The 20,268-nt window shown below is 65.3% G+C and carries 19 protein-coding genes and 1 riboswitch; of the genes, 5 read left to right on the plus strand and 14 right to left on the minus strand.

Features of this window, described 5'->3' with window-relative positions; genetic code table 11:
* Positions 1-11 precede the first annotated feature (11 nt).
* From uca to PSTAB_RS09520, 8 genes are all read right to left on the minus strand, one after another.
* The gene (uca, locus tag PSTAB_RS09490; protein WP_013982713.1) at positions 12-3,611 is read right to left on the minus strand and encodes an urea carboxylase; all 3,600 of its coding nucleotides are present in this window, start codon (positions 3,609-3,611) and stop codon (positions 12-14) included.
* Positions 3,612-3,613: 2 nt separating this feature from the next.
* Positions 3,614-3,769 carry a hypothetical protein gene (locus PSTAB_RS21735; protein WP_162470520.1) on the minus strand — a complete coding sequence of 52 codons (156 nt, stop codon included), beginning with the start codon at positions 3,767-3,769 and terminating at the stop codon, positions 3,614-3,616.
* A complete protein-coding gene (locus PSTAB_RS09495) occupies positions 3,769-4,404 on the minus strand; it encodes an urea amidolyase associated protein UAAP2 (RefSeq protein ID WP_011913149.1) in 636 nt (211 codons plus the stop codon). The genes PSTAB_RS21735 and PSTAB_RS09495 overlap by 1 nt, the downstream gene beginning before the upstream one ends.
* Before the next feature lie 13 nt (positions 4,405-4,417).
* On the minus strand, positions 4,418-5,146 hold the full coding sequence (locus PSTAB_RS09500; RefSeq protein WP_013982715.1) for an urea amidolyase associated protein UAAP1: 729 nt from the start codon (positions 5,144-5,146) through the stop codon (positions 4,418-4,420).
* Between the two features lies 1 nt (position 5,147).
* The gene (locus PSTAB_RS09505; RefSeq protein ID WP_013982716.1) at positions 5,148-6,035 is read right to left on the minus strand and encodes an ABC transporter ATP-binding protein; all 888 of its coding nucleotides are present in this window, start codon (positions 6,033-6,035) and stop codon (positions 5,148-5,150) included.
* On the minus strand, positions 6,032-6,847 hold the full coding sequence (locus PSTAB_RS09510) for an ABC transporter permease (RefSeq protein WP_013982717.1): 816 nt from the start codon (positions 6,845-6,847) through the stop codon (positions 6,032-6,034). Before PSTAB_RS09510 ends, PSTAB_RS09505 begins: the two co-directional genes overlap by 4 nt.
* Positions 6,848-6,978: 131 nt before the next feature.
* Positions 6,979-7,076, minus strand: a riboswitch (guanidine-I (ykkC/yxkD leader).
* Between the two features lie 192 nt (positions 7,077-7,268).
* On the minus strand, positions 7,269-8,738 hold the full coding sequence (locus tag PSTAB_RS09515; protein ID WP_013982718.1) for a methyl-accepting chemotaxis protein: 1,470 nt from the start codon (positions 8,736-8,738) through the stop codon (positions 7,269-7,271).
* 106 nt (positions 8,739-8,844) lie between these two features.
* Positions 8,845-9,651 carry a TatD family hydrolase gene (locus PSTAB_RS09520; protein WP_013982719.1) on the minus strand — a complete coding sequence of 269 codons (807 nt, stop codon included), beginning with the start codon at positions 9,649-9,651 and terminating at the stop codon, positions 8,845-8,847.
* A 172-nt stretch (positions 9,652-9,823) separates the two neighbouring features.
* Here PSTAB_RS09520 and PSTAB_RS09525 point away from each other — a divergent pair, with 172 nt between their 5' ends.
* Positions 9,824-11,239 carry an MltF family protein gene (locus PSTAB_RS09525; protein WP_013982720.1) on the plus strand — a complete coding sequence of 472 codons (1,416 nt, stop codon included), beginning with the start codon at positions 9,824-9,826 and terminating at the stop codon, positions 11,237-11,239.
* A gap of 5 nt (positions 11,240-11,244) precedes the next feature.
* On the opposite strand, the gene PSTAB_RS09530 is transcribed toward PSTAB_RS09525, so the two are convergent.
* The 5 genes from PSTAB_RS09530 to PSTAB_RS09550 all read right to left on the minus strand — a co-directional run bounded on the left by PSTAB_RS09530 (position 11,245) and on the right by PSTAB_RS09550 (position 17,277).
* The gene (locus tag PSTAB_RS09530; protein ID WP_013982721.1) at positions 11,245-12,252 is read right to left on the minus strand and encodes a lipase secretion chaperone; all 1,008 of its coding nucleotides are present in this window, start codon (positions 12,250-12,252) and stop codon (positions 11,245-11,247) included.
* A 63-nt stretch (positions 12,253-12,315) separates the two neighbouring features.
* Positions 12,316-13,251 (minus strand): triacylglycerol lipase, encoded by a 936-nt coding sequence (locus PSTAB_RS09535; RefSeq protein WP_011913157.1) that lies wholly within the window; start codon positions 13,249-13,251, stop codon positions 12,316-12,318.
* A gap of 312 nt (positions 13,252-13,563) precedes the next feature.
* Positions 13,564-14,061 carry a transcription elongation factor GreB gene (gene greB, locus PSTAB_RS09540; RefSeq protein ID WP_013982722.1) on the minus strand — a complete coding sequence of 166 codons (498 nt, stop codon included), beginning with the start codon at positions 14,059-14,061 and terminating at the stop codon, positions 13,564-13,566.
* 40 nt (positions 14,062-14,101) lie between these two features.
* Complete coding sequence (locus tag PSTAB_RS09545) at positions 14,102-16,591, minus strand: ABC transporter permease (protein WP_013982723.1); 2,490 nt, start codon at positions 16,589-16,591, stop codon at positions 14,102-14,104.
* Positions 16,591-17,277: an ABC transporter ATP-binding protein gene (locus PSTAB_RS09550; RefSeq protein ID WP_013982724.1), complete on the minus strand. Its 687-nt coding sequence runs from the start codon at positions 17,275-17,277 to the stop codon at positions 16,591-16,593. Before PSTAB_RS09550 ends, PSTAB_RS09545 begins: the two co-directional genes overlap by 1 nt.
* 11 nt (positions 17,278-17,288) lie before the next feature.
* On the opposite strand from PSTAB_RS09550, the gene PSTAB_RS09555 reads away from it, so the two are divergent.
* The 3 genes from PSTAB_RS09555 (at position 17,289) to PSTAB_RS09565 (ending at position 19,253) form a co-directional block, all read left to right on the plus strand.
* Positions 17,289-17,894 carry an arylesterase gene (locus PSTAB_RS09555; RefSeq protein WP_011913161.1) on the plus strand — a complete coding sequence of 202 codons (606 nt, stop codon included), beginning with the start codon at positions 17,289-17,291 and terminating at the stop codon, positions 17,892-17,894.
* A 43-nt stretch (positions 17,895-17,937) separates the two neighbouring features.
* Complete coding sequence (locus PSTAB_RS09560) at positions 17,938-18,219, plus strand: hypothetical protein (protein WP_013982725.1); 282 nt, start codon at positions 17,938-17,940, stop codon at positions 18,217-18,219.
* Positions 18,220-18,287: 68 nt separating this feature from the next.
* Positions 18,288-19,253, plus strand: coding sequence for a L,D-transpeptidase family protein (locus PSTAB_RS09565; RefSeq protein ID WP_013982726.1), 966 nt, complete (start codon positions 18,288-18,290; stop codon positions 19,251-19,253).
* A gap of 57 nt (positions 19,254-19,310) precedes the next feature.
* On the opposite strand, the gene PSTAB_RS09570 is transcribed toward PSTAB_RS09565, so the two are convergent.
* A complete protein-coding gene (locus tag PSTAB_RS09570) occupies positions 19,311-19,565 on the minus strand; it encodes an Lpp/OprI family alanine-zipper lipoprotein (protein ID WP_003294452.1) in 255 nt (84 codons plus the stop codon).
* Positions 19,566-19,956: 391 nt separating this feature from the next.
* On the opposite strand from PSTAB_RS09570, the gene PSTAB_RS09575 reads away from it, so the two are divergent.
* Positions 19,957-20,250, plus strand: coding sequence for a GNAT family N-acetyltransferase (locus PSTAB_RS09575; protein ID WP_013982728.1), 294 nt, complete (start codon positions 19,957-19,959; stop codon positions 20,248-20,250).
* Positions 20,251-20,268: the final 18 nt, after the last annotated feature.

A 20,268-nucleotide genomic window follows, 5' to 3' on the forward strand; every position in this document is an offset into this window, starting at 1 on the left:
GCCGAGGGGCCTCACGCCTCCTCGATCACCACCACCCGCTGGCCTGCGCGCACCGGCGAGCCGGGCTGGGCGCGGACTTCCTTGACCACGCCGGCGACCGGCGCGGTGAGCGGGATTTCCATCTTCATGCTCTCGAGGATCACCAGCACGTCGCCGGCCTCGACCCGCGTGCCCTCGGCCACCGACACCTGCCAGAGGTTGCCGGCAATGTGGCTTTCGATGCCGTGCTGGCCGGCGCCGAGCGGGGCGTCCTCGCCGAGGTCGGCGGCGACTTCCTCGCTCTCGAAGTGCGCCTGGCCCGATTCGATCCAGCGCTGGCGCTCGGCGTCGAAGGCGCCGCGCTGCTGGCGACGGAAGGCGTCGATGCTGTCGGCCTCGGCGGCAAGAAAGTCCTGGTAGTCGGACAGGCGCAGCTCGGTGTTCTCGATCTTCAGCGGGTAGCGGCCCAGCGGGAAATCGCGGCGGATCCTCACAAGCTCCTCCGCCGAGACCGGGTAGAAGCGGATCTGGTCGAAGAAGCGCAGCAGCCACGGCAGGCCGCCGAACGCCTCGACCGCGCGGTAGCGGTTCCACATCTGCAGGGTGCGGCCGACGAACTGGTAGCCGCCCGGGCCTTCCATGCCGTAGATGCACATGTAGGCGCCGCCGATGCCCACCGAGTTCTCCGCGGTCCAGGTGCGCGCCGGGTTGTACTTGGTGGTGACCAGGCGGTGGCGCGGGTCCAGCGGGGTGGCCACCGGCGCACCGAGGTAGACGTCGCCCAGGCCCATCACCAGATAGCTGGCGTCGAACACCGTGCGGTACACCGCCTCGAGATTCGGGAGGTCGTTGATGCGGCGGATGAACTCCAGGTTGCTCGGGCACCAGGGCGCGTCCTTGCGCACCGTGGTCATGTACTTCTCGATGGCCAACTGGCAGGCCGGGTCGTCCCAGGACAGCGGCAGGTGGACGATGCGCGAGGGCACCTTCAGGTCCTGCGCGGCGCACACGGCATCCCACAGGCCGGCGACAATCTCCAACAGATTCTCCAGCGCCAGGGTCTCGGGCTGGTAGTGCACCTGCAGGGAGCGGATGCCGGGCGTCAGGTCGATGACGCCGTCGAGCTGCTTGGCTTCGAGGGCCTGCATCAGCGCATGGCCACGGAAGCGCAGCACCAGGTCCAGCTCCGGCGCGCCGATTTCCAGCAACAGGTGGGTGTCGCCGGAGAGGCGGGCGACCAGGCGGCTGTCCGCTTCACCGATATCGAGCACGATGGGCGACTGCAGCGCCACCGGCGTGGCGACCACGGCCGCCGGCGCGAGGCTGGCGCACTCGGCATCGGCGGCCTTGGCCAGCTGGCGTGCGGTCAGCACGTCCACCGGCACGAAGCGCACCTTGTCGCCGGCCTTGAGCTGGCCGAGCTGCCACAGATCCGCCTCGATGATGGTCACCGGGCAGACGAAGCCGCCCAGGCTCGGGCCGTCCGGGCCGAGGATCACCGGCATGTCGCCGGTGAAGTCCACCGCGCCGATGGCGTAGGGGTTGTCGTGGATGTTCGATGGGTGCAGGCCGGCCTCGCCGCCGCTCTCGCGCACCCACTCGGGTTTCGGGCCGATCAGGCGCACCCCGGTGCGGCTGGAGTTGAAGTGCACTTCCCAGTCGGTGGCGAAGAACTTGTCGATATAGCCTTCGGTGAAGTATTCCGGCGCGCCGTGCGGGCCGTAGATCACCCGCAGCTCGCGCACCGCCGGCAGGGCGCTGCACAGCTCGGCGGCGAGCCTGGCGCCGGCCGACGAGTCGCTCAGCGGTGCCAGGTGCAGCACGTCGCCGGCGCGCAGGGCGCGGCCACCGTGGCCGCCGAACTGGCCGAGGGTGAAGGTGCTCTTGCTGCCCAGATACTCCGGCACCTGCACCCCGCCGCGCACGGCCAGGTAGGAGCGCGCACCGGCGCCGGCAATAGTGCCGATGGTCAGGGTGCGGCCGGCCGGGACGAAAATGGCGGTGCACATCGGCTGTTCGACGTCATCGAGCTTCACGGGGATCGCGGCGCCGGTCAGCGCCACCACCGCGTCGGTGTTGAAGCGCAGGATCGGCCCGCTCATGGTGATTTCCAGCCCGGCAGCGTCCTCGGGGTTGCCGAGCAGGGCGTTGCCCAGGCGCAGCGCGCGTCTGTCCATCGGGCCGGACGGCGGCACGCCCACCGCCCAGTAGCCGAGGCGGCCGGGGAAGTCCTGCACGGTGGTCTGGGTGCCGGCGCTGATCACCTCGAAGGTGCTGGCCGAATAGCGCAGACCTTCCAGGCAGCGGGTCCAGGGCGTGCCGAGGGCGAAGGGGGCAAAGCCGAGGATCTGGCGCAGATAATCGCGGTTGGTTTCCACGCCGTAGAGCAGGGTGTCGCCGAGGGCGGCGTCCAGCGCGACGCGGGCCGCTTCGCGGCTCGGCGCGCAGCTGATGACCTTGGCGATCATCGGGTCGAAATACGGCGGGATCTCGCAGCCGGCTTCGACCCAGGTGTCGATGCGCAGGCTCTTGCCGTCAGCGGCCGGGAAGGCCACGGCGGTCAACAGGCCCGGGCTCGGCTGGAAGTCGCGGCCCGGGTCCTCGGCGTAGACGCGCGCCTGGATCGCGTGGCCGCTCGGCTTGAGATCCTTCACCAGCTCGGCCAACGGCGGCAGGTCGCCGGCGGCCAGCTCGATCATCCAGCGCACCAGGTCCACGCCCCAGACCTGCTCGGTGACGCCGTGCTCCACCTGCAGGCGGGTGTTTACCTCGAGGAAGTAGAAACGCTCGGCTTCGGCGTCGTAGACGAACTCCACGGTGCCGGCGCTGCGATAGCTGACCGCCTTGGCCAGGGTGATCGCCGCCTGGCACAGGGCCGCGGCCATGCCGACCGGCAGGTTCGGCGCCGGGGTTTCCTCCAGCACCTTCTGGTTGCGCCGCTGTACCGAGCAGTCGCGCACGCCCAAGGCAATGACTTCGCCGGCGCCGTCGCCGAACACCTGCACCTCCAGGTGGCGGGCGCGCTCGATGTATTTCTCGATGAACACGCCCGAATCGCTGAAGTTGTTCTGCCCCAGACGCTTGACCGCGTCGAAGGCATCAGTGAGTTCCGCCGCCGAGCGGCACACGCGCATCCCGATACCGCCACCGCCGGCGGTGCTTTTCAGCATCACCGGGTAGCCGACCTGCTCGGCTGCGCCGAGGGCATCGGCGAGGCTGTCGAGCAGCTCGGTGCCCTCCAGCATCGGTACGCCGCGTTGTTTGGCCAAGGCGCGGGCGGTGTGCTTGAGGCCAAACACCCGCAGCTGTTCCGGCGTCGGGCCGACGAAGGCGATCCCGGCGGCCTCGCAGGCTTCGGCAAACGCCGCGTTCTCGGAGAGAAACCCGTAGCCGGGGTGGATGGCTTTCGCGCCGGTTTCACGGGCGATGCGGAGAATCTTCTGCGCGTCCAGATAGGTCTGTGTGGCCGGGCCTTCGCCCAGGCTGTGGGCCTCGTCGGCCTGCTGCAGATGCAGGCTGGCGGCGTCGGCCTCGGAGTAGACGGCCACGCCGTTCACATTCAGGTTGCGCAGCGTACGCAGGATGCGGCAGGCAATGGCGCCGCGGTTGGCGATCAGCAGTTTGTCGAACATGGTCAGTAACCCTCGAAGGGCTGGCGGGCCGTCCCGCCTTTATTCATCAGTGCCACGGCCGTCCGTGGTTGGGGAGGGTTCTTCGTTGCCGGTCGCTGGGGTCGCTGCCCGGCGCGCGCCTGCAGCAGCGGCAGCAGGTAGCGACGTAACAGCGGCATCAGTTCCACACCAGCACCTCGGCGGGCGTCGGGTTCCAGCCGTTGCAGGGGTTGTTCAGCTGCGGGCAGTTGGAGATCAGCACGATCACGTCCTGCTCGGCCTTCAGCTCCACATACTTGCCTGGCGCGGAGATGCCGTCGGCGAACGTCAGGCCGCCTTCGGGGGTCACCGGCACGTTCATGAAGAAGTTGATGTTGGCGCCAATGTCGCGCTTGGTCAGGCGACCGTCGTTGAGGCTCGCGCGCAGGAAGTTGTCACGGCAGCTGTGCATGTAGCGCTTGTCCAGCGCGTAGCGCACCACGTTGCTCTCCTGGGCGCAGGCCCCGCCGAGGGTGTCATGGCGGCCGCAGGTGTCGGCGGTGATGGTCAGAAGCGGATTGCCGAGGTTCGAATAGAGCACCGTGCCGGTGGTGAGGTAGACGCGGTTCTGCCGGCGCAGAGTGCGCTGCGGGTCGTAGCGCTCGCGCGGGTTTTTCGCGCTGAAGAACAGCGTGTCCACCGCCTGGTTGCCTTCGAGATCGAGCAGGCGCAGGGTCTGTCCGGCCTTGACTTCGAACAGGTACGGTTCGCCGGCCGGGATCACATGGCGGAACGCGGCGGTTTCGGGGTGCAGGCTGCTTTCGGTAAGGCTCATCGCGGCCACCTCCTCAGATGTACAGACGTTCGGTGTTGTGAAAGGCACGGCCGTTTTCCGGGCGCGAGGTGCGGCAGAGCACGCTGATGCCATCGCTCTCGACCTTGTGCCAGCTCAGCTGCACCGGTTTGGGTGCGTACAGCGGATTGGGGTCCAGCGGATGCTGCAGGGCGGTGAGGATCACCAGGGTGTCCATCGGTGCGTACAGTTCTATGTAATCGCCGGCTTTGGAGTGGCCCTGGTGGAAGGCGAAGGCACCGTCGGCGGTGACGTCCACGCGACTGAACAGATTGAGCACCATGAGCAGGTCCTGCAGGTTCAGGTTCCACTTGCCCATTTCCACCAGCAGGTTGTCGGTGCCATTGCGGAAGAAGCCGTTGCGCAGTTCCTGATAGCGGCCCTGGCCGTACTTCTCGGCGACTTCATCGGCGTTCAGCACACCGCCGAAGCTGTCGTGCCAGCCGCAGGTGTCGGCCGTGATGGCGGCGAGTACGCGCCCCATGTCCGAGTACAGGCAATGCCCCGCGGTGAGCTTGGCGGTGTGCTGGCCCTTGAGGGTATCCGGCAGGTTCAGCCGCTCGCTCTTCTCCTGGGCGTTGAGCAGCATCAGGCTGACGTTGGCGCCGCCTTCGAGATCGGTCAGACGCAGCAGTTGACCGCGCTTGAGGATGAAGGAGGTGTGGCCGCCGCCGGGAACGGTTTCCTCGTACAGCGTGGGGCGGATCGCGAGTGAAGCACTCATGTCAGGCTCCTTGATAGGCAGTGCGAAAAGAGTCGGCGAGGGCGGTCGGCAGGCCTGCGGACGCGCCGGGAGCATGGCGGCCCTCGTGCAGCGGAATGTCGTAGGTCACCCGTGCGCCATAGGCACCCGGGGCGTGGGGATCGATGCGCGGTTTGTCGAAGACCAGAATGCGGCTGCCGAGGGTGAAGCCTTCCGAGAGGTCATGGGTGACCATGAACACCGTCAGCCGGGTTTCCCGCCACAGCTCCAGCAGCAGCTCATGCATGTCCTTGCGAATGCCGGGGTCGAGGGCGCCGAAGGGCTCGTCGAGCAACAGGACGCGGGGCTTCATCACCAGCGCCTGGGCGATGGCCAGGCGCTGCTGCATGCCGCCGGAGAGCTGTGCCGGGTACTTGTCCAGCGCATGGCCGAGGCCGACCTTGTGCAGCATCTGCGCAGGCTGCTCACGGGCATCGCGCTTGCGGCGTCCGAGCAGACGACCCAGCAGCGGGGCGCGCGGCAGTTCCAGGCCGAGGGCGACGTTGTCCAGCACCGTCAGGTGCGGAAATACCGAGTAGCGCTGAAAAACCACGCCGCGACTGGCGTCCGGTTCGTCTGCCAATGGCTGGCCATCCAGCAGGATCTCGCCACGGCTGGGCGCTTCCTGGCCGAGCAGCAGCCGCAGGAAGGTCGACTTGCCGCAACCGGAGGCACCGACCAGGGTGCAGAACTCACCTTCGGCAATCTTCAGGTTCAGGCGCTCCAGCACCACCTGGTCGCCATACTGCTGCCAGACATTCCTGACCTGGATGAACGGTCTGGCATCGCCTGCGCTGCGGCTTATAGGTGCGTCGTGCTCCAGGTGGGCGACGGATCCGCCCGCAACGGCTGCGCTCTTTCTGTCGCTCATGCCTTGGCTCCTTCATACCAGGGGAACAGCAGCTGGGTCAGGCGCCGCAGCGAGAAATCCATGGCCCACGCCAGCAGGGTGATCCAGGCGACGTAGGGCAGGATCACGTCCATGGCCATGTAGCGGCGTACGAGGAAGATGCGGTAGCCGAGCCCGTCCGTGGAGGCGATGGCTTCGGCGGCGATGAGGAACAGCCAGGCCGAGCCGAGCACCAGGCGCAGGCTGATGAGCAGGCGCGGCAGCAGCTGCGGCAACACCAGGCGCAGGATCAGCGTCCAGGTGTTGGCGCCGAGGGTCTGCGCCTTGATCAGCAGTTCGCGGGGTATCTCGCGAGCACGCTGCTCGAGGTCGCGGGCGAGGATCGGGGTGATGCCGATGACGATCAGCATCACCTTGGACAGCTCGCCCAGCCCGAACACGATGAACAGGATCGGCAGGATCGCCAGCGGTGGCACCATCGACAGCACGGTCAGCAGGGGCGACAGCGGCGCACCGAACAGCGGCAGGGTGCCAGCGGCGACGCCCAGGCAGAGGCCGGCCACGGCGGCGATGGCCAGTCCGCTACCGAGGCGCTTGAGACTCGAGGCGGTGTCCTGCCAGAACAGGTAGTCGCCCGAGCGCTTGTCCGGGGTGAAGGCGAGGCGTTCGACAGCCGCGCTCATCTGGCCGAAGCTGGGCAGCAGCTTGTCGTTGGGATTGATCTCCAGGCGCTGGGTAGAGCTGGTCAGGTACAGCGCCAGCAACAGGGCGAAGGGCAGTATGGCCAGAGCAAGCCAGCCGCTGCGGCTCGGCGTTCGATTGATCAGGCGCATGGGCAGGTGCCCCGGTTTGCGACAGCTGCTAGAACGGGCGGGGCGGTGAACGGCAGAGCCGATACGAGCGGGCACATGGCAAACCCTCCAGTATTTGGGGATGGCGCAGGAGCTGCGTGCGGATCACGCTGTTCTCCCGGGCTTTTATCCCGCCGTGTAACCTCACTGGAGGTCGCCAACTCTCGGACCAGCCACTCGCGAGCGAGTCGGAACCCTAGTCGGCTATTTCGAATTGTCGCAGCAGCTTCGCCTGCAGGATCGACAAAGCAAGAGCGGTGCCAAGGCGCGATGGACAGGTGTCAGCGGCTTTTGCGCTGAACCAAGGCTGGCGAGACGCCCCTTCATGGGGCATGAGACGGGGTGCTGCCTGTTTATCGGGCAGGCCGCGCCGCGTTGTGGTGCACGCGGCGCGAAGCGTACCTCAGAGCCTGAGCTGGCCGATGGCACGACTGAGGTCGGTGGAGAGCGCGGCGAGTTCGGCGCTGGTGCTGGCGGAGCTGACGGTTTGCTCCACGGTGCGCTCGGTGACGTCGCGAATGCCGGTAACCGAGCGGTTGAGCTCCTCGGCGACCTGGCTCTGCTGCTCGGCGGCCACGGCGATCTGCGTGTTGCTTTCGCGCATCTGCGCCACGGCTTCGGCGATGGCTTCCAGGGCCTGGGCGGCCTCGTGGGCCTCACGCACGCAATCGTCGGCCTTGAGCGAGCTCTCCTGCATGAATTCCACGGCATCGCGGGTCATCGATTGCAGTCCGGTGATCATCTGGGTGATCTCGTCGGTGGAGTCCTGAACGCGTTTGGCCAGGTTGCGTACTTCGTCGGCCACCACCGCGAACCCGCGACCCTGCTCACCGGCGCGGGCGGCTTCGATCGCAGCGTTGAGCGCCAGCAGGTTGGTCTGCTCGGCGATGCTGTGAATCACGCTGACCACACCGTTGATCTTCTGGCTGTCGGCAGCGAGCTGCTCGATCATCTCGCCGGTCTGCTGCACGCCCTGGGACAGGCTGGAAATGGATTTCTCCACCCGCCCGACCACCCGATGGCCGTCGCCTGCGAGGCGATCGGCATTCTGCGACAGGTCGCGGGTTTCGCGGGCATGTTCGGCAATCTGATGCACCGTCGCGCTCATCTCGTTGATCGCCGTGGCGGCCTGGTCGGTTTCGCCCTGCTGGCCGCGCATGCCGCTATGCACATCGTTCATGCTCGAGGCCAGCCGGCTGGCGCCCTGATCCAGGCGCGCGGCGGCCTGGGCGACGGTGCTGACGACGCGCTGATAGCCGCCCTGCATCGCATTGAATGCGCCGGCCATCTGACCGACTTCGTCACGGCTGTCCAGCGGCACGCGTGCCTGCAGGTCGCCGCTGCGCTCGACGTGCAGCATGACGTCCTTGAGCGTGTTCAGGTGGCTGAGCAGGAAACGGATCAGCATCTGCGAGGCGCCGAGCAGACCGAGCATCAGCACGGCGACGGCGGCGGCATAGCTGAAGAAATGTTGCCCCAGCACCTGGATCACGCTGGGCGCGCGAGCCATAACCGCGAGCTTCTGACCGTCGGGTCGGGACAGCATTTCCACACCGATCAGCGGATGGGTGGAAAACAGGCGGTCGTGGTCCAGTGCTGTCCAGCCGGAGTCGGCCAGTGACTGACGTCCGATCACGGCACGCTGCCCCGCGGGATAGAGGGTCAGATCAGCGGCCTGCGGCAATGCCGCGTCATTCGGCCAGGCTGCCAGCACGCTTGCGCGCGCCTGGGCGGCACTGCGGGCATCGGCACTGCGTGCGCTCTGCTCCAACTGCACGGCGTAAAGCACCAGCAACAGGGCGATGACGAAGCTCACCATGTTGAGCGCCCAGAACTTGTACTTGAGCGACAGATCGCGAATCCAAACGGCCATGGCTGCTCTTCTTCTATTTGAGGGTTCCCGGAGCGCGGCTTGGCGCTTTCGGCACGACGGGATAATTAACGGCCGCCGGGCGCGGAGCTTGAGTGCAATCTGCGAATCAATCGATGTCCGGCAGGCCGAAGAACTGGCGCGCCGTCAGGGTTGTATGCGCGGCCAGCTGAGCTTCGCTTTCGCCACGATGGCGGGCCACCTCGCGCAGCACTTCCGGCAGATACGCCGGTTCGTTATGTCCGCTTTTCGGCTTTGGTCGCAGGCTGCGAGGCAGCAGGTAGGGGGCGTCGCTTTCCAGCATCAGCCGGTCCGCACGGATGTCCCGCACCAGAGGATGCAGATGGGTGCCTCGCCGCTCATCGCAGATCCAGCCGGTGATACCGATGTGCAGATCAAGGTCGAGATAGGCATACAGCGCCCGCTTGTCGCCGGTGAAGCAATGCACGACCGCTGCACTCAGCCGATCACGGAATGGTTTCAGGATCGCTACCAGTCGTTCGCTGGCGTCCCGTTCGTGGAGGAACACCGGCATTGCGCTTTCCACTGCGAGTTGCAGCTGCTCTTCCAGGGCGCGTTCCTGTTGCGGTCGGGGCGAGAAGTCGCGGTTGAAGTCCAGCCCGCACTCACCGACGGCACGCACCTCGGGCTCGGCCAGAAGAGCGCGCAGCTGGCTGGCGCTGTCTCCGGTCCACTGGCTGGCGTCATGCGGGTGCACGCCGGCGGTGCTGAACAGGTGCTGGCGGGATTCGTCGAGTTCACGGCACAAGGTCAGGGCGGCTTCGCTTTCCGCGAGGCTCGTGCCAGTCAGCATCATCTGGGTCACACCGGCGGCTCTCGCGCGCTCCACCACCGCGGAGGGGGCGGAGGCGAACGAGCGGTGAGTCAGGTTGACGCCGATATCCACGAGTTGCATGAGAACCTCTAAAACGTAAATGTTATTTAAATCATATAGATAGGAAATATAGCTAAACCAGTTTTTCAGGCGAAACTGGCGCATTCGTTCGAGCTGTGCGAATCTTTGCCACCTTTTGCGGGCAGGGAGCACCGCATCAGCGTTCTTCGTGTCCCAAACCGGTACATCTTCGATGTCACGATTGCTGCCACTTCTGCTCTGTCTGTTGCTGGGTTCGCTGCCGCTCACGGCAAGCGCCCGCATGGCCGGACCGGAGGCCTGGCAATCGAGCGACAAGGTACGTGATCTCGCCGAAATCCGCCGCAGCGGCGTGTTGCGGGTGCTGGTCAACCAGAGCCGCAACAGCTCCGGTGAGATCAAGGGCGAGGCGATCGGCGTGGAGTACGCCCGCTTGCGCGCCTTCGAACAGTACCTGAATCGCAACGCCACATCCGGAAAGGCCATCACCCTCAAGATCGTTCCCAAGGCTAAGGACCAGTTGCTCGGAGCGCTGCAGCGCGGCGAAGGGGATCTGGTTGCACCCGGGGAGCTGCTTCCACTGTCCGGCATGAAGGGCATCAGCCGCAGCCGACCGGTGGTCAGCGACGTTGCCCTGGTGCTGGTCAGCCGCCAGGGTGGGCCGCGCTACCAGCGCCTCGAACAGCTCTCCGGGCGCAGCCTGGCGCTGCCGCCGGGCAGCGCGGCCGGGCCTGCACTGGCGCAGCTGAACAAGCAGCTGATGGAGCGCAAGCTGGCCCCCATTGTCGCCGAGTGGGTCGACCCGACGCTGGCGGTGGAGGATGTGCTGGAGATGGTGCAGGCCGGGGTCTACCCGGCGACAGTCGTCGAGCAGACCATCGCCCAGCGCTGGGCCAAGGTCATGCCGAAGCTGCGCATCGAGCAGCACCTGAGTCTTGGCGAGAAGACCAGCATGCACTGGTTCGTGCGCAAGGAGGCCAGCATGCTCCGGGCCAGTGCCGATCGGTTCCTGAAGGACTATGACCTCCCCGACAATCAGGATGCAGCCTTCGAACGGGTCTACCGGCGGCTGTACAAGGTGCAGTATCCGCTGGATCGGGTTGGCCGCCAGCGCCTGGAAAAGGTCCGTCCGACCCTGCAGCGCTACGCCGAGCAGATCGAGCTGGACTGGCTGAATCTGGCCGCGCTGGCGTTCAAGGAGTCGACGCTCAACCCCGCCGCACGAGGCGCAGGCGGTGCCACCGGCCTGATGCAGGTGACGCCGGCGACCGCGCGCGCAATGGGCGTGAGCAACGTCCAGCAGCTGGACAACAATGTGCAGGCCAGCGCCAGGTACCTGGCCAATATCCGTCGCAACCATTTCGCCAGCCCGCGGTTGAACGAGCGCGAGCGCATGGCGTTCATCCTCGCTGCCTACAACCTGGGCCCGCAGCGCGTGCAGAGCATGCGCGCCGAAGCCAGGCGGCGCGGCCTCAACCCGGACCAGTGGTTCTTCCAGGTCGAGCGCATCGCCATGGAAACGGTCGGCATGGGAGTCGTGGCCTACGTCAACAGCGTCAACAAGTACTACCTGGCCTACCGGCGCGAACGCTATCTGCTGGAGGCGGACCGCAAGACCGCCGCCAACTGACCCGCTCAGCGAGTCCGATCCTCCTGCACAACCGCGAGCAGACGCAGGCGCTCACTGTCGCTGAAGCGCTGTGCTTCAAGCCGTTCGACGGCGGCACGGCGTTCGACCTCATCCAGCCCGCGGGCGGTTTCGATACGGGTACGCTCCTGCTGGTAGCTGGCGACGCGCTGCTGCCACTGCCGCCGTTGCAGATCCAGTGCCTCCAACCGATCCGCTGCCTCGCTGCCGACCAGCTGTTGGCGCAGCTGCCGCAGCTGCTGTGGACCCGCTCCGTTCGCCAGCAGGGCGGTGGTCTGCTCACGCAGTTCGGTCTGCAGCTGGGGCATCAGCAGGTCCTGCAGTTCAGCGGGCAGCCCGGCTCGCAGCTGGTCGATCGCGCGACCCTTGGCATCGCTGTCCAGCGCGGGATCGAAGCGGATGGCCAACCGCTCCAGACTGAAATGGTCATAGGCTTCTTCCAGGCCGAAGAACGCCTGGTGAGTCGCCGGATCGAGCGCGTGCGCGCGCAGCGCTCGTACGGCGCTCAACCGGTCCCGCATCGAGGCGAGGTCCGCAACCCGAGGATGCTGCGCTTCGAAATCAACGAGTTGGCGCTTGTAGTTGAGATATTGGTTGAGCACGGCAAGTGCCTGCGCCTGGGCAGGCTCCGGCAATTGCGCAGCGATATGGCGCCGCAGGCGCTCGATGCTCTGTTTGAGCGGCTCCTCGCCAATGGCGCTGAGGAAGTAGTCGAACAGTTGACGCAGCTCTGGACCGATGATCAGGTTGCCGGCGGCGTCCAGCTGGAACTGGCCGTCGACCTCGGTGCCCTTGAAGGAGGCGGGCAGCTTCGCCATGACCTGCGGCGCCGCGCCGGTCGTTGTGCGCTGGGCAGGACGAGCGGCAGTGAGGTTGGCGGCGGGAGACGATGCGGGTGCTTCTGCCACCGGCGTCACGGTGGATTCGGGCCGGGCGATAAAGAAGCCCAGGCCCAGCGCGATGGCCAGCGGCAACAAAAGGATGGATCTGCTCATGGACTCGCCTTTCGGTAGCGGCCGGGATCGATGATCCCGGCCTGGTTCAAGGAAACGGCTGCGTCAGAGCCCCGCGTTCTTCAATCGGTTCGCGTGCTGGCGGTAGACGCTGACCGGATCGGTCTCGAACAGGCTGGTCAGCCCCATGAACTGGTTGACCTCGTCCAGATGGTTCATGCGGTAGTTGTCGCGGATCACCATCCCCAGGTGCGAGCTGCAGCGTCCGACCAGCCCGTCATTGGGTCCGCTGAAGGCCAGCGAGCCTGCGCCCATCATGGCGTCGCTCACGTCCAGCGGATTGGTCAGCGGACTGGTGCCGCTCCAGGAGTAGTAGTGCACGCCATTGACCTTGTAAGCGCCTTCGCCGCATGCGGTGGTGGGTATGCCCTGGGGGAACTTGGCATTGAAGCGGGCCGCGCCCTCGCTGTTGAGCGATTCCAGCGAACCCAGGGAGTTCTGCGGAGCGGTGCTGGAACTGCCGGAGACGAAGTTGATGAACGCGCCCATGGCGTTCACCAAGCCGGCGATTATGGCCTCACCGGATGAACCCTCTGGAACCTTGCGGATCAGATCCGCCACGTCCGAGCCCTTGTGGGGCGCGCCGACACTGGTGACCGAGGCGATCAGGTCCGGCCGTACGCCTGCCACGTACCGGATGGTCGGTCCGCCGTGGCTGTGGCCGATCAGGTTGACCTTCGGCTTGCCGCTGATAGCAACGATTTCCTCGACCTGGGCAAGCAGTTCCTCGCCACGCAGTTCCGATGTGTTGAGCTGGCTGACTTCGGTGACATAGACCTGCGCGCCGTCTCGGCGCAGCGCACTGGGGATGCCATACCAATAGTCGATGCCCAGCAGACTGTCGAAACCCAGCATGCCGTGGGCGAGCACGATCGGGTACTTCGTGGCGGTGTAGCCGCTGCCGGTGGCAGCGAATGCCTGACCGGAAAGCGCCAGGGCGCTTCCGAGACAGAGGGCGAGCAAGGTTTTGTTCTTGTTCATGGACGCACTCTTCGAATGTGAATCGGGCTATGGGGCAGTCCCTTGCCGTTCACCGCGCATGGCGCGTACTGCGCCCTTGCCAGCGCAGCATTCGTGCCAGAGCCGACCCACTCGGCAGCGTCCGCTCTAACTGGCGGATCGCAGCGATGCGGCTAGCGTTGCGCTATCAGGCGAGTTGGGCGTGCCTGTTACGAAGCGAAACGCCGGAGTGAGTGATTAGGTGATGATCTGGCTTTTTCGCAGAACATGCGTGTTTAAAGCCTGCATGATCGACGATTATCGTGACTAACTGTTCTGTATCTGACTGCCTGGTCATGGGTAATCGATGGCGACGACGTACCAGAGCTTTGTTCCGGTCGGCGTCTGCACCTGCACCTCGGCGTCCAGCGCCTTGCCGACCAGTGCGCGGGCGAGGGGTGAATCGATGCTGATCATGCCCTGGCGCAGGTCCAGCTCATCGGGACCGACGATGCGGTAGCGCGCCTGCTCACCGTCTTCATCCTCGAGCGTCACCCAGGCACCGAAGTACACCTTGTTGGGGTCGCTGGGTCGTTCGCTGACGACTTTCAGCTTTTCCAGACGCTTGGTTAGAAAGCGGACACGGCTGTCGATCTCGCGCAGCATCTTCTTGCCGTAGGTGTACTCGGCGTTTTCCGAACGGTCGCCCTGGGCGGCGGCTTCGCTGACCGACTGGGTAACCTGTGGTCGCCTGACATGCCACAGTTCGTGCAATTCGGCGCGCAGCCGGGCCTCGCCTTCTGGTGTGATCAGCGGCGTGCCGGCCGGGCGGGGTGGGCGATAACGGCTCATTGAATTCCGACCTCGCTGCAAAAGCGCCGATTGTAGCGCTTCAGTTCTCGCGCAGTACGCTCAGCGGGCTCGCGTTGAGGGCGCGACGCGTGCCGATCAGCCCGGCGCTGCCGACCAGCAGCGCGCCGATCAGCGGCATTAACAACAGCCAGGGATGCGGCTGCCAGCGTAGGTCGAACGCATAGTGATAGAGCAGGGCGCTCACCAGTTCGCAGCCAAGCGCGGCAAGCAGGCCGCTGGCAGCGCCGAGCAATCCGAACTCGGCCCGGCGCGCCCTCAGCAGCAGACGCCGTTCGGCCCCTAGCGCACGCAGTAGCGCACCCTGGCGGATGCGTTCGTCCAGTGTCGCTTGCAGACCGGCGAAGAGCACGGCCAGCCCCGCCGCCAGCACGAACAGCAGTACGTACTCCACCGCCAGCGAGACCTGCGCGAGGATGCTGCGCAGCTGGGCCAGCAGCGCCTCCACCTGGAGCAGGGTCACCGACGGGAACGCCCGCGCCAGCTCCACCAGTTCGCGCTCGTTGCCGGGTGGCAGGTGAAAGCTGGTCATGTAGGTGGCCGGCATGCCCTGCAGGGTGTCGGGCTCGAAGATCATGTAGAAGTTGGGCTGGAAGCTGTCCCAGTTGACCTCGCGCAGGCTGGTGACGCGAGCGTCACGCGTCAGCCCGCCTATGGTGAAACTCAGCTGGTCGCCGAGCTTCAGCTGCAGGCTTTCGGCCAGTTCGGCCTCGACGGACACGCCTGGCAGCTCCGCCTCGGCCCGCTCATGCCACCACTGGCCAGCCACCAGATGATTGTCCTTGGGCAGGTCGGCCGACCAGGTCAGGCTGAGATCGCGACGAATCGCGCGTTCGCCCTGGGACTCCTTGCTGACCAGCTCGCCATTGATCGCCACGAGTCGGCCCGGCACCACCGGATACAGCGGCGCGGCATGGCTGGAGAGTGCGTCGATTCGCTCGGCGAAGGCATCCTTTTCTGCAGGCAAGACGTTGAGTACGAAATGGTTGGGTGCGTCGTCCGGCAACTGGTCCTGCCAGGTGTCGAGCAGCTCGCCGCGCAACAGGGCGATTAGTGCCATCGCCAACAGGATCAGGCCGAAGGCAAGCGCCTGTCCCGCCGCTGCAAGCGGATGCCGCAGCAGCTGACCCAGACCCAACCGCCAGCTCAGCGAAGCGCCGGCAAGCAGGCGACGCATACCCTTCAGGCCGAGCAGCAACAGGCCTCCCAGCACCAGTGTGGCAAGCAGGCCGCCGCCCAGCAGAGCCAGGGTGATCTTCAGGTCCAGGCTCAGCCGCCACATGATCAGGCCGAGGGCCAGGATCGCCGTGCCGTACACCAGCCAGGCGCTGGGTGGCACCGGCAGCAGGTCGCGGCGCAGTACCCGCAATGGTGGTACGCGACCCAGTCCTGCCAATGGCGGAAGGGCAAAGCCCGCCAGCGCCACCAGACCCGTGGCCACACCGGCTGCAGCGGGCCAGATGCCGCCGGGGGGAATCTCCTGCGCCAGCAGATCGCGCAGGAGGTAGAACAGTCCGTGCTGTGCGGTCCAGCCGAGCAGGGCGCCGACAAGGCTGGCCAGTAGGCCAAGCATGCCCAGTTGCAAGGTGTAGAGCAGCAGCGCGTCATGGCGGGAAAGGCCCAGACAGCGGAGCAGCGCACTGGCATCAAAGCGGCGTGTGGCGAAGCGGGCAGCCGACAGCGCGACGGCAACGCCCGCCAACAGAATCGCAGCCAGGCTCGCAAGGTTCAGATAGCGTTCCGCACGGCCCAGTGCGCCCCCTATCTGCCGGTTGCTGTCGCCGGCGGTTTCGATGCGTTGATGGGCTTGCAGCCCGGGCTGCAGTGCCTGCTGGTAAGCCGCCAGTGCGGCGCTTTCGCCGCGCCAGAGCTCCCGGTAGCGCACTCGGCTGCCAGGCTGGACGACACCGGTCGCGGCAAGATCGTCCAGGTGCATCAGCACGCGTGGCGTCAGGCTGTAGAAATCACCGACCCGATCGGGCTCGTAGGTCAACACGCGGGTCAGGCGCAGCAGCTTGTTGCCGACTTCGATGTCGTCACCGATTGCCAGGTCCAGGGCGGCGAACAGTCTGGCCTCGGCCCAGGCTTCACCCGGGGCCGGACCGGTGCCGGCTTCTTCGGCGCCGTAGGGTTGCGCAGCACTGCGCAAGGCGCCGCGCAGGGGATAGCTGCTGCTGGCCGCTTTGACACTGGCGAGCTGCAAGTCCTGGTCGGTGGCGATGACGCTGGAGAATTCGACCACCTGGGCGTGTTCCAGCCCCTGTGCCTTGCCGGCGTCGATCTGTTGCGCCGAGGCGGGTGCGCTGCCGCCCAGCACCAGGTCGGCGCCAAGGAACTCGCTGGCCCGCAGCAGCATGGCGTCGTTCAGGCGTGCACCGAAATAGCCGATGGCGGTGCTGGCGGCGACGGCGATCAACAGGGCGAAAAACAGCACGCGCAACTCGCCGGCGCGAGCGTCGCGCAGCAACTGCCGGTAAGCCAGAGCGAACAGGCGCGCCTTGGGTAGGCCCATCATTCGCTCGTCTCGCTGGCGATCTGGCGCCCGCCCTCGAGGCGAAGCACGCGATGGCAGCGCCTGGCCAGGCGCTCGTCGTGGGTGACCAGCACCAAGGTCGTGCCGCGTTCGCGGTTAAGCTCGAACAACAGTTCAGTGATATGCGCGCCAGTATGGGTGTCGAGGTTGCCGGTGGGTTCGTCGGCAAACAGCACCTCGGGCTCGGCGGCGAAGGCGCGGGCCAGTGCGACGCGTTGCTGCTCGCCACCGGATAGCTGGCGGGGATAATGCTGCAGGCGCTCGCCCAGGCCGACGCGAGAGAGCAGCTCGGTGGCGCGCTCGCGAGCGTCGCGGCGCCCGTCCAGTTCCAGCGGCAGCATGACATTCTCCAGGGCGTTGAGGCTGTCGAGCAGCTGGAACGATTGAAAGACGAAGCCGACGTGTTCGGCACGCACCCGCGCCCGCTGGTCTTCGTCGAGCGCTGCCAGCGCATGGCCGGCCAGATGAACTTCGCCCGAGCTCGGCAGATCGAGCCCGGCCAGCAGGCCGAGCAGCGTCGACTTGCCCGACCCTGAGGTGCCGACAATGGCCAGGCTGTCGCCCTTGGCCAGCTGCAAAGAGAGGTCGGCCAGGATGCTCAGCTCGCCTTCCTCGCTGGGTACCACTTTGTTAAGGTTCCGGGCGTCGAGAATATTGCCGCTCATGAGGGAATCCGATGCGAAGGTGGCTGAAATGCGGGGCCCTGGCGCTGCTGTGCTGGACTCAGGGAGCCCTGGCCGGAACCGTACTGGTGGTCGGCGATAGTATCAGCGCCGCTTTCGGGCTGGAAACCAGCCAGGGCTGGGTGCATCTGCTGCAGGAACGCCTCGTCGAGGGCGATGAATCCTGGCGTGTGGTGAACGCCTCCATCAGTGGCGATACCACGGCTGGCGGGCTTGCCAGGCTCGATCCCCTGCTTGAGGAACATACCCCTGAAGTGGTCATTCTGGAGCTGGGCGGCAATGACGGATTGCGTGGGCAATCACCTGTGCAATTGAAACAGAATCTTGCCGACATGATCGATCGCAGCCGCGAAGCCGGTGCTGAAGTGTTGCTGCTGGGCATGCGGATGCCGCCGAATCTGGGGCAGCGCTATACCCGTGCATTCGCCGATGCGTTCGACTCGCTTGCGCAGGAAAAGAGCGTCGCCTACGTGCCGTTCCTGCTGGAGGGTGTAGGGGGTGTTGCCGGGATGATGCAGGCCGACGGCATCCATCCGACTGCCGAGGCGCAGAGCCAGTTGCTCGAGACGGTCTGGCCGGCACTCGAGCCCTTGCTTTGAGGCGTGGCCGCAGCTACTGTCGCGCCCTCGATTGGAGCCTCAGATGTCGCGCTCAGCCAGGACCCTTTACGCTTATCGACTCATCGTGCCGGACGAACAGTACGACATGTTCGCCTGCCGCGAGAATCGACTGCACCTGGCGCTGCGGCAACTGGAACTGAGCGGAAATGCCGACCGCACGTTGTGCGGCGGCTTGCTGCCGGCTCAGCCCCGTTGGCGGGAACTCGAGCGGGCCACGCTGAAGGACCGTCAATTGTGTCCCAGCTGCCGTCAGCTGCTCGAGGCGCGCCGCAAGGGCCTTCCGTCTGCCACTGCGGCCTGGTAGCTCACGTTTCGGTCGGTTCAAGTACAATCGCATCTATCCTTCTACTCTGGATTCTCAAGGACTCTTCAATGGTCTCGCGCGCGTTTGCGGTCGCCTCCTGTTTGTCATTCGCTGCTTTGCTTTCGGCGGGCCCCAGCGCGGCGCTCGAACTGCCGCTGCCGCCGGAAGGCGAAGACATCGTCGGCCAGATTCAGGTCATCAAGGCGAAGTACGAAGATACCTTCGCTGCCATCGGTGAAGCCCACGATCTCGGCTATCTGGAGTTGGTCGCGGCCAACCCGGGTGTCGACCCGTGGCTGCCGGGCGAGGGCACCGACATCATTCTGCCGACCCGGTTCATCCTCCCTCCGGGCCCGCGCGAGGGCATTGTGATCAACATTGCCGAGTACCGGATGTACTACTACCCGGAAGGCAAGAACGTGGTGCATACCTTCCCGCTGGGCATCGGCCGGGAAGGCTGGGGCTCTCCGGTGGGCAATGCCCGGATCACGGCTATGACCAGCAACCCGGCCTGGTACCCGCCGAAGTCCATTCGTGAAGAGCACGCCGCCGATGGCGATCCGCTGCCGACGGTCGTGCCGCCAGGTCCGGATAATCCCCTCGGCCCTTACAAGATGACCCTTTCGCTTCCGGGCTACCTGATCCATGGCTCGAACAAGAAGTTCGGTATCGGCATGCGGGTGAGCCACGGTTGCTTCCGTATGCTCAACCACAACGTGCTCGAACTGGCGAAGATGGTGAAAGTCGGAACGCCGGTGCGTATCGTCGACGAGCCCTACAAGTTCGGCGTCAGCGAGGGCAAGGTCTATCTAGAAGCCCATGCGCCGCTGGAAGACGGTGATCAAAAGACGCTGACACTGATGGACAAGCACGCCGTCGTCATCAATACCCTGCTCAAGCGTGACGAGGCCGCGGGCAAGTTGCACCTGGACTGGGAAATGGTGCGCGAGATCATTGCTGGCGAAGACGGCTTGCCGATCCAGATCGCCGAGCAGCGGACCGAAGTCGCCGTCCATGAAGAGCAGTTGTTCTGACTGCTTTTTCGCATAAAAAAGCCGACCTTGAAGGTCGGCTTTTTTGCTTTTACAAGCTTACTTGCGGCTGGCGCGTTCCAGCATACGCAGAGCACGCTCGTTGGCTTCGTCAGCAGTCTGCTGAGCCTTCTGAGCGGCGGCCAGAGCTTCGTCGGCCTTGCTGTACGCTTCGTCAGCGCGAGCCTGGGCGCGAGCAGCGGCGTCTTCGGTCGCGGTCAGGCGAGCTTCGCTTTCTTTGGTCATGCTGTTGCTGCAACCGGTAGCCAGAACTGCGGCCAGAGCCAGAGCAGAGAATTTCAGAACGTTGTTCATCTTGTTCCCCTTAAGGTGGAAATCCATAAAGCAACTTCCGTTATGGAAAGTTTGCGCGCACATACTACCTATAACTTAGCTTAAGTAAACTGAGTGGGCGCAGGCGCTACAGGTTTTTTTTCAAACTGCCTTTGCTTTGTCTCTCATCCCGGCAAGTTGGATAAAAAACATCCAGCGCTGGTTCCCCAAAGACCCATCATAGTTGCCTGATTGCATCACGCATCGAAAGTTCCGGTGCAGGGCGTGCAAATAATGATCAACGCAAGGCTGGTCGAACGACTTCGAAAGAGGTAGAAAAGACGTCTGTGAATGTATGCGGCTGCCGACGACACGTCCCTGGTGCAGCCACCCGAAAACAAGAAGACAGGACAATCCTGCTGAAGGAGTCACGATGAGCGACACGGTGCGCGTCCATCACGACCTGGCTGGCCATCGCTTCGAGGCGATGATCGAAGGTCACTGCGCCTACCTTGCCTACATGGATCTTGGCAAGCAGACACTGGATATGTATCGCACCTTCGTTCCGGACGCATTGCGTGGGCGAGGCATCGCAGCGGCCCTGGCGCAGCATGCGCTCGAATACGCCGAGCGCGAGGGCTATCAGGTCATCCCTTCATGCTCATATGTGGAACGCTACATCGAACGCAATCGAACGGGCTCTGGCCAGGCCACGCCAGAGCCATAAAAAAAACGCCGGGAGACC

This window comes from Stutzerimonas stutzeri (assembly GCF_000219605.1).
GTDB lineage: Bacteria > Pseudomonadota > Gammaproteobacteria > Pseudomonadales > Pseudomonadaceae > Stutzerimonas > Stutzerimonas stutzeri.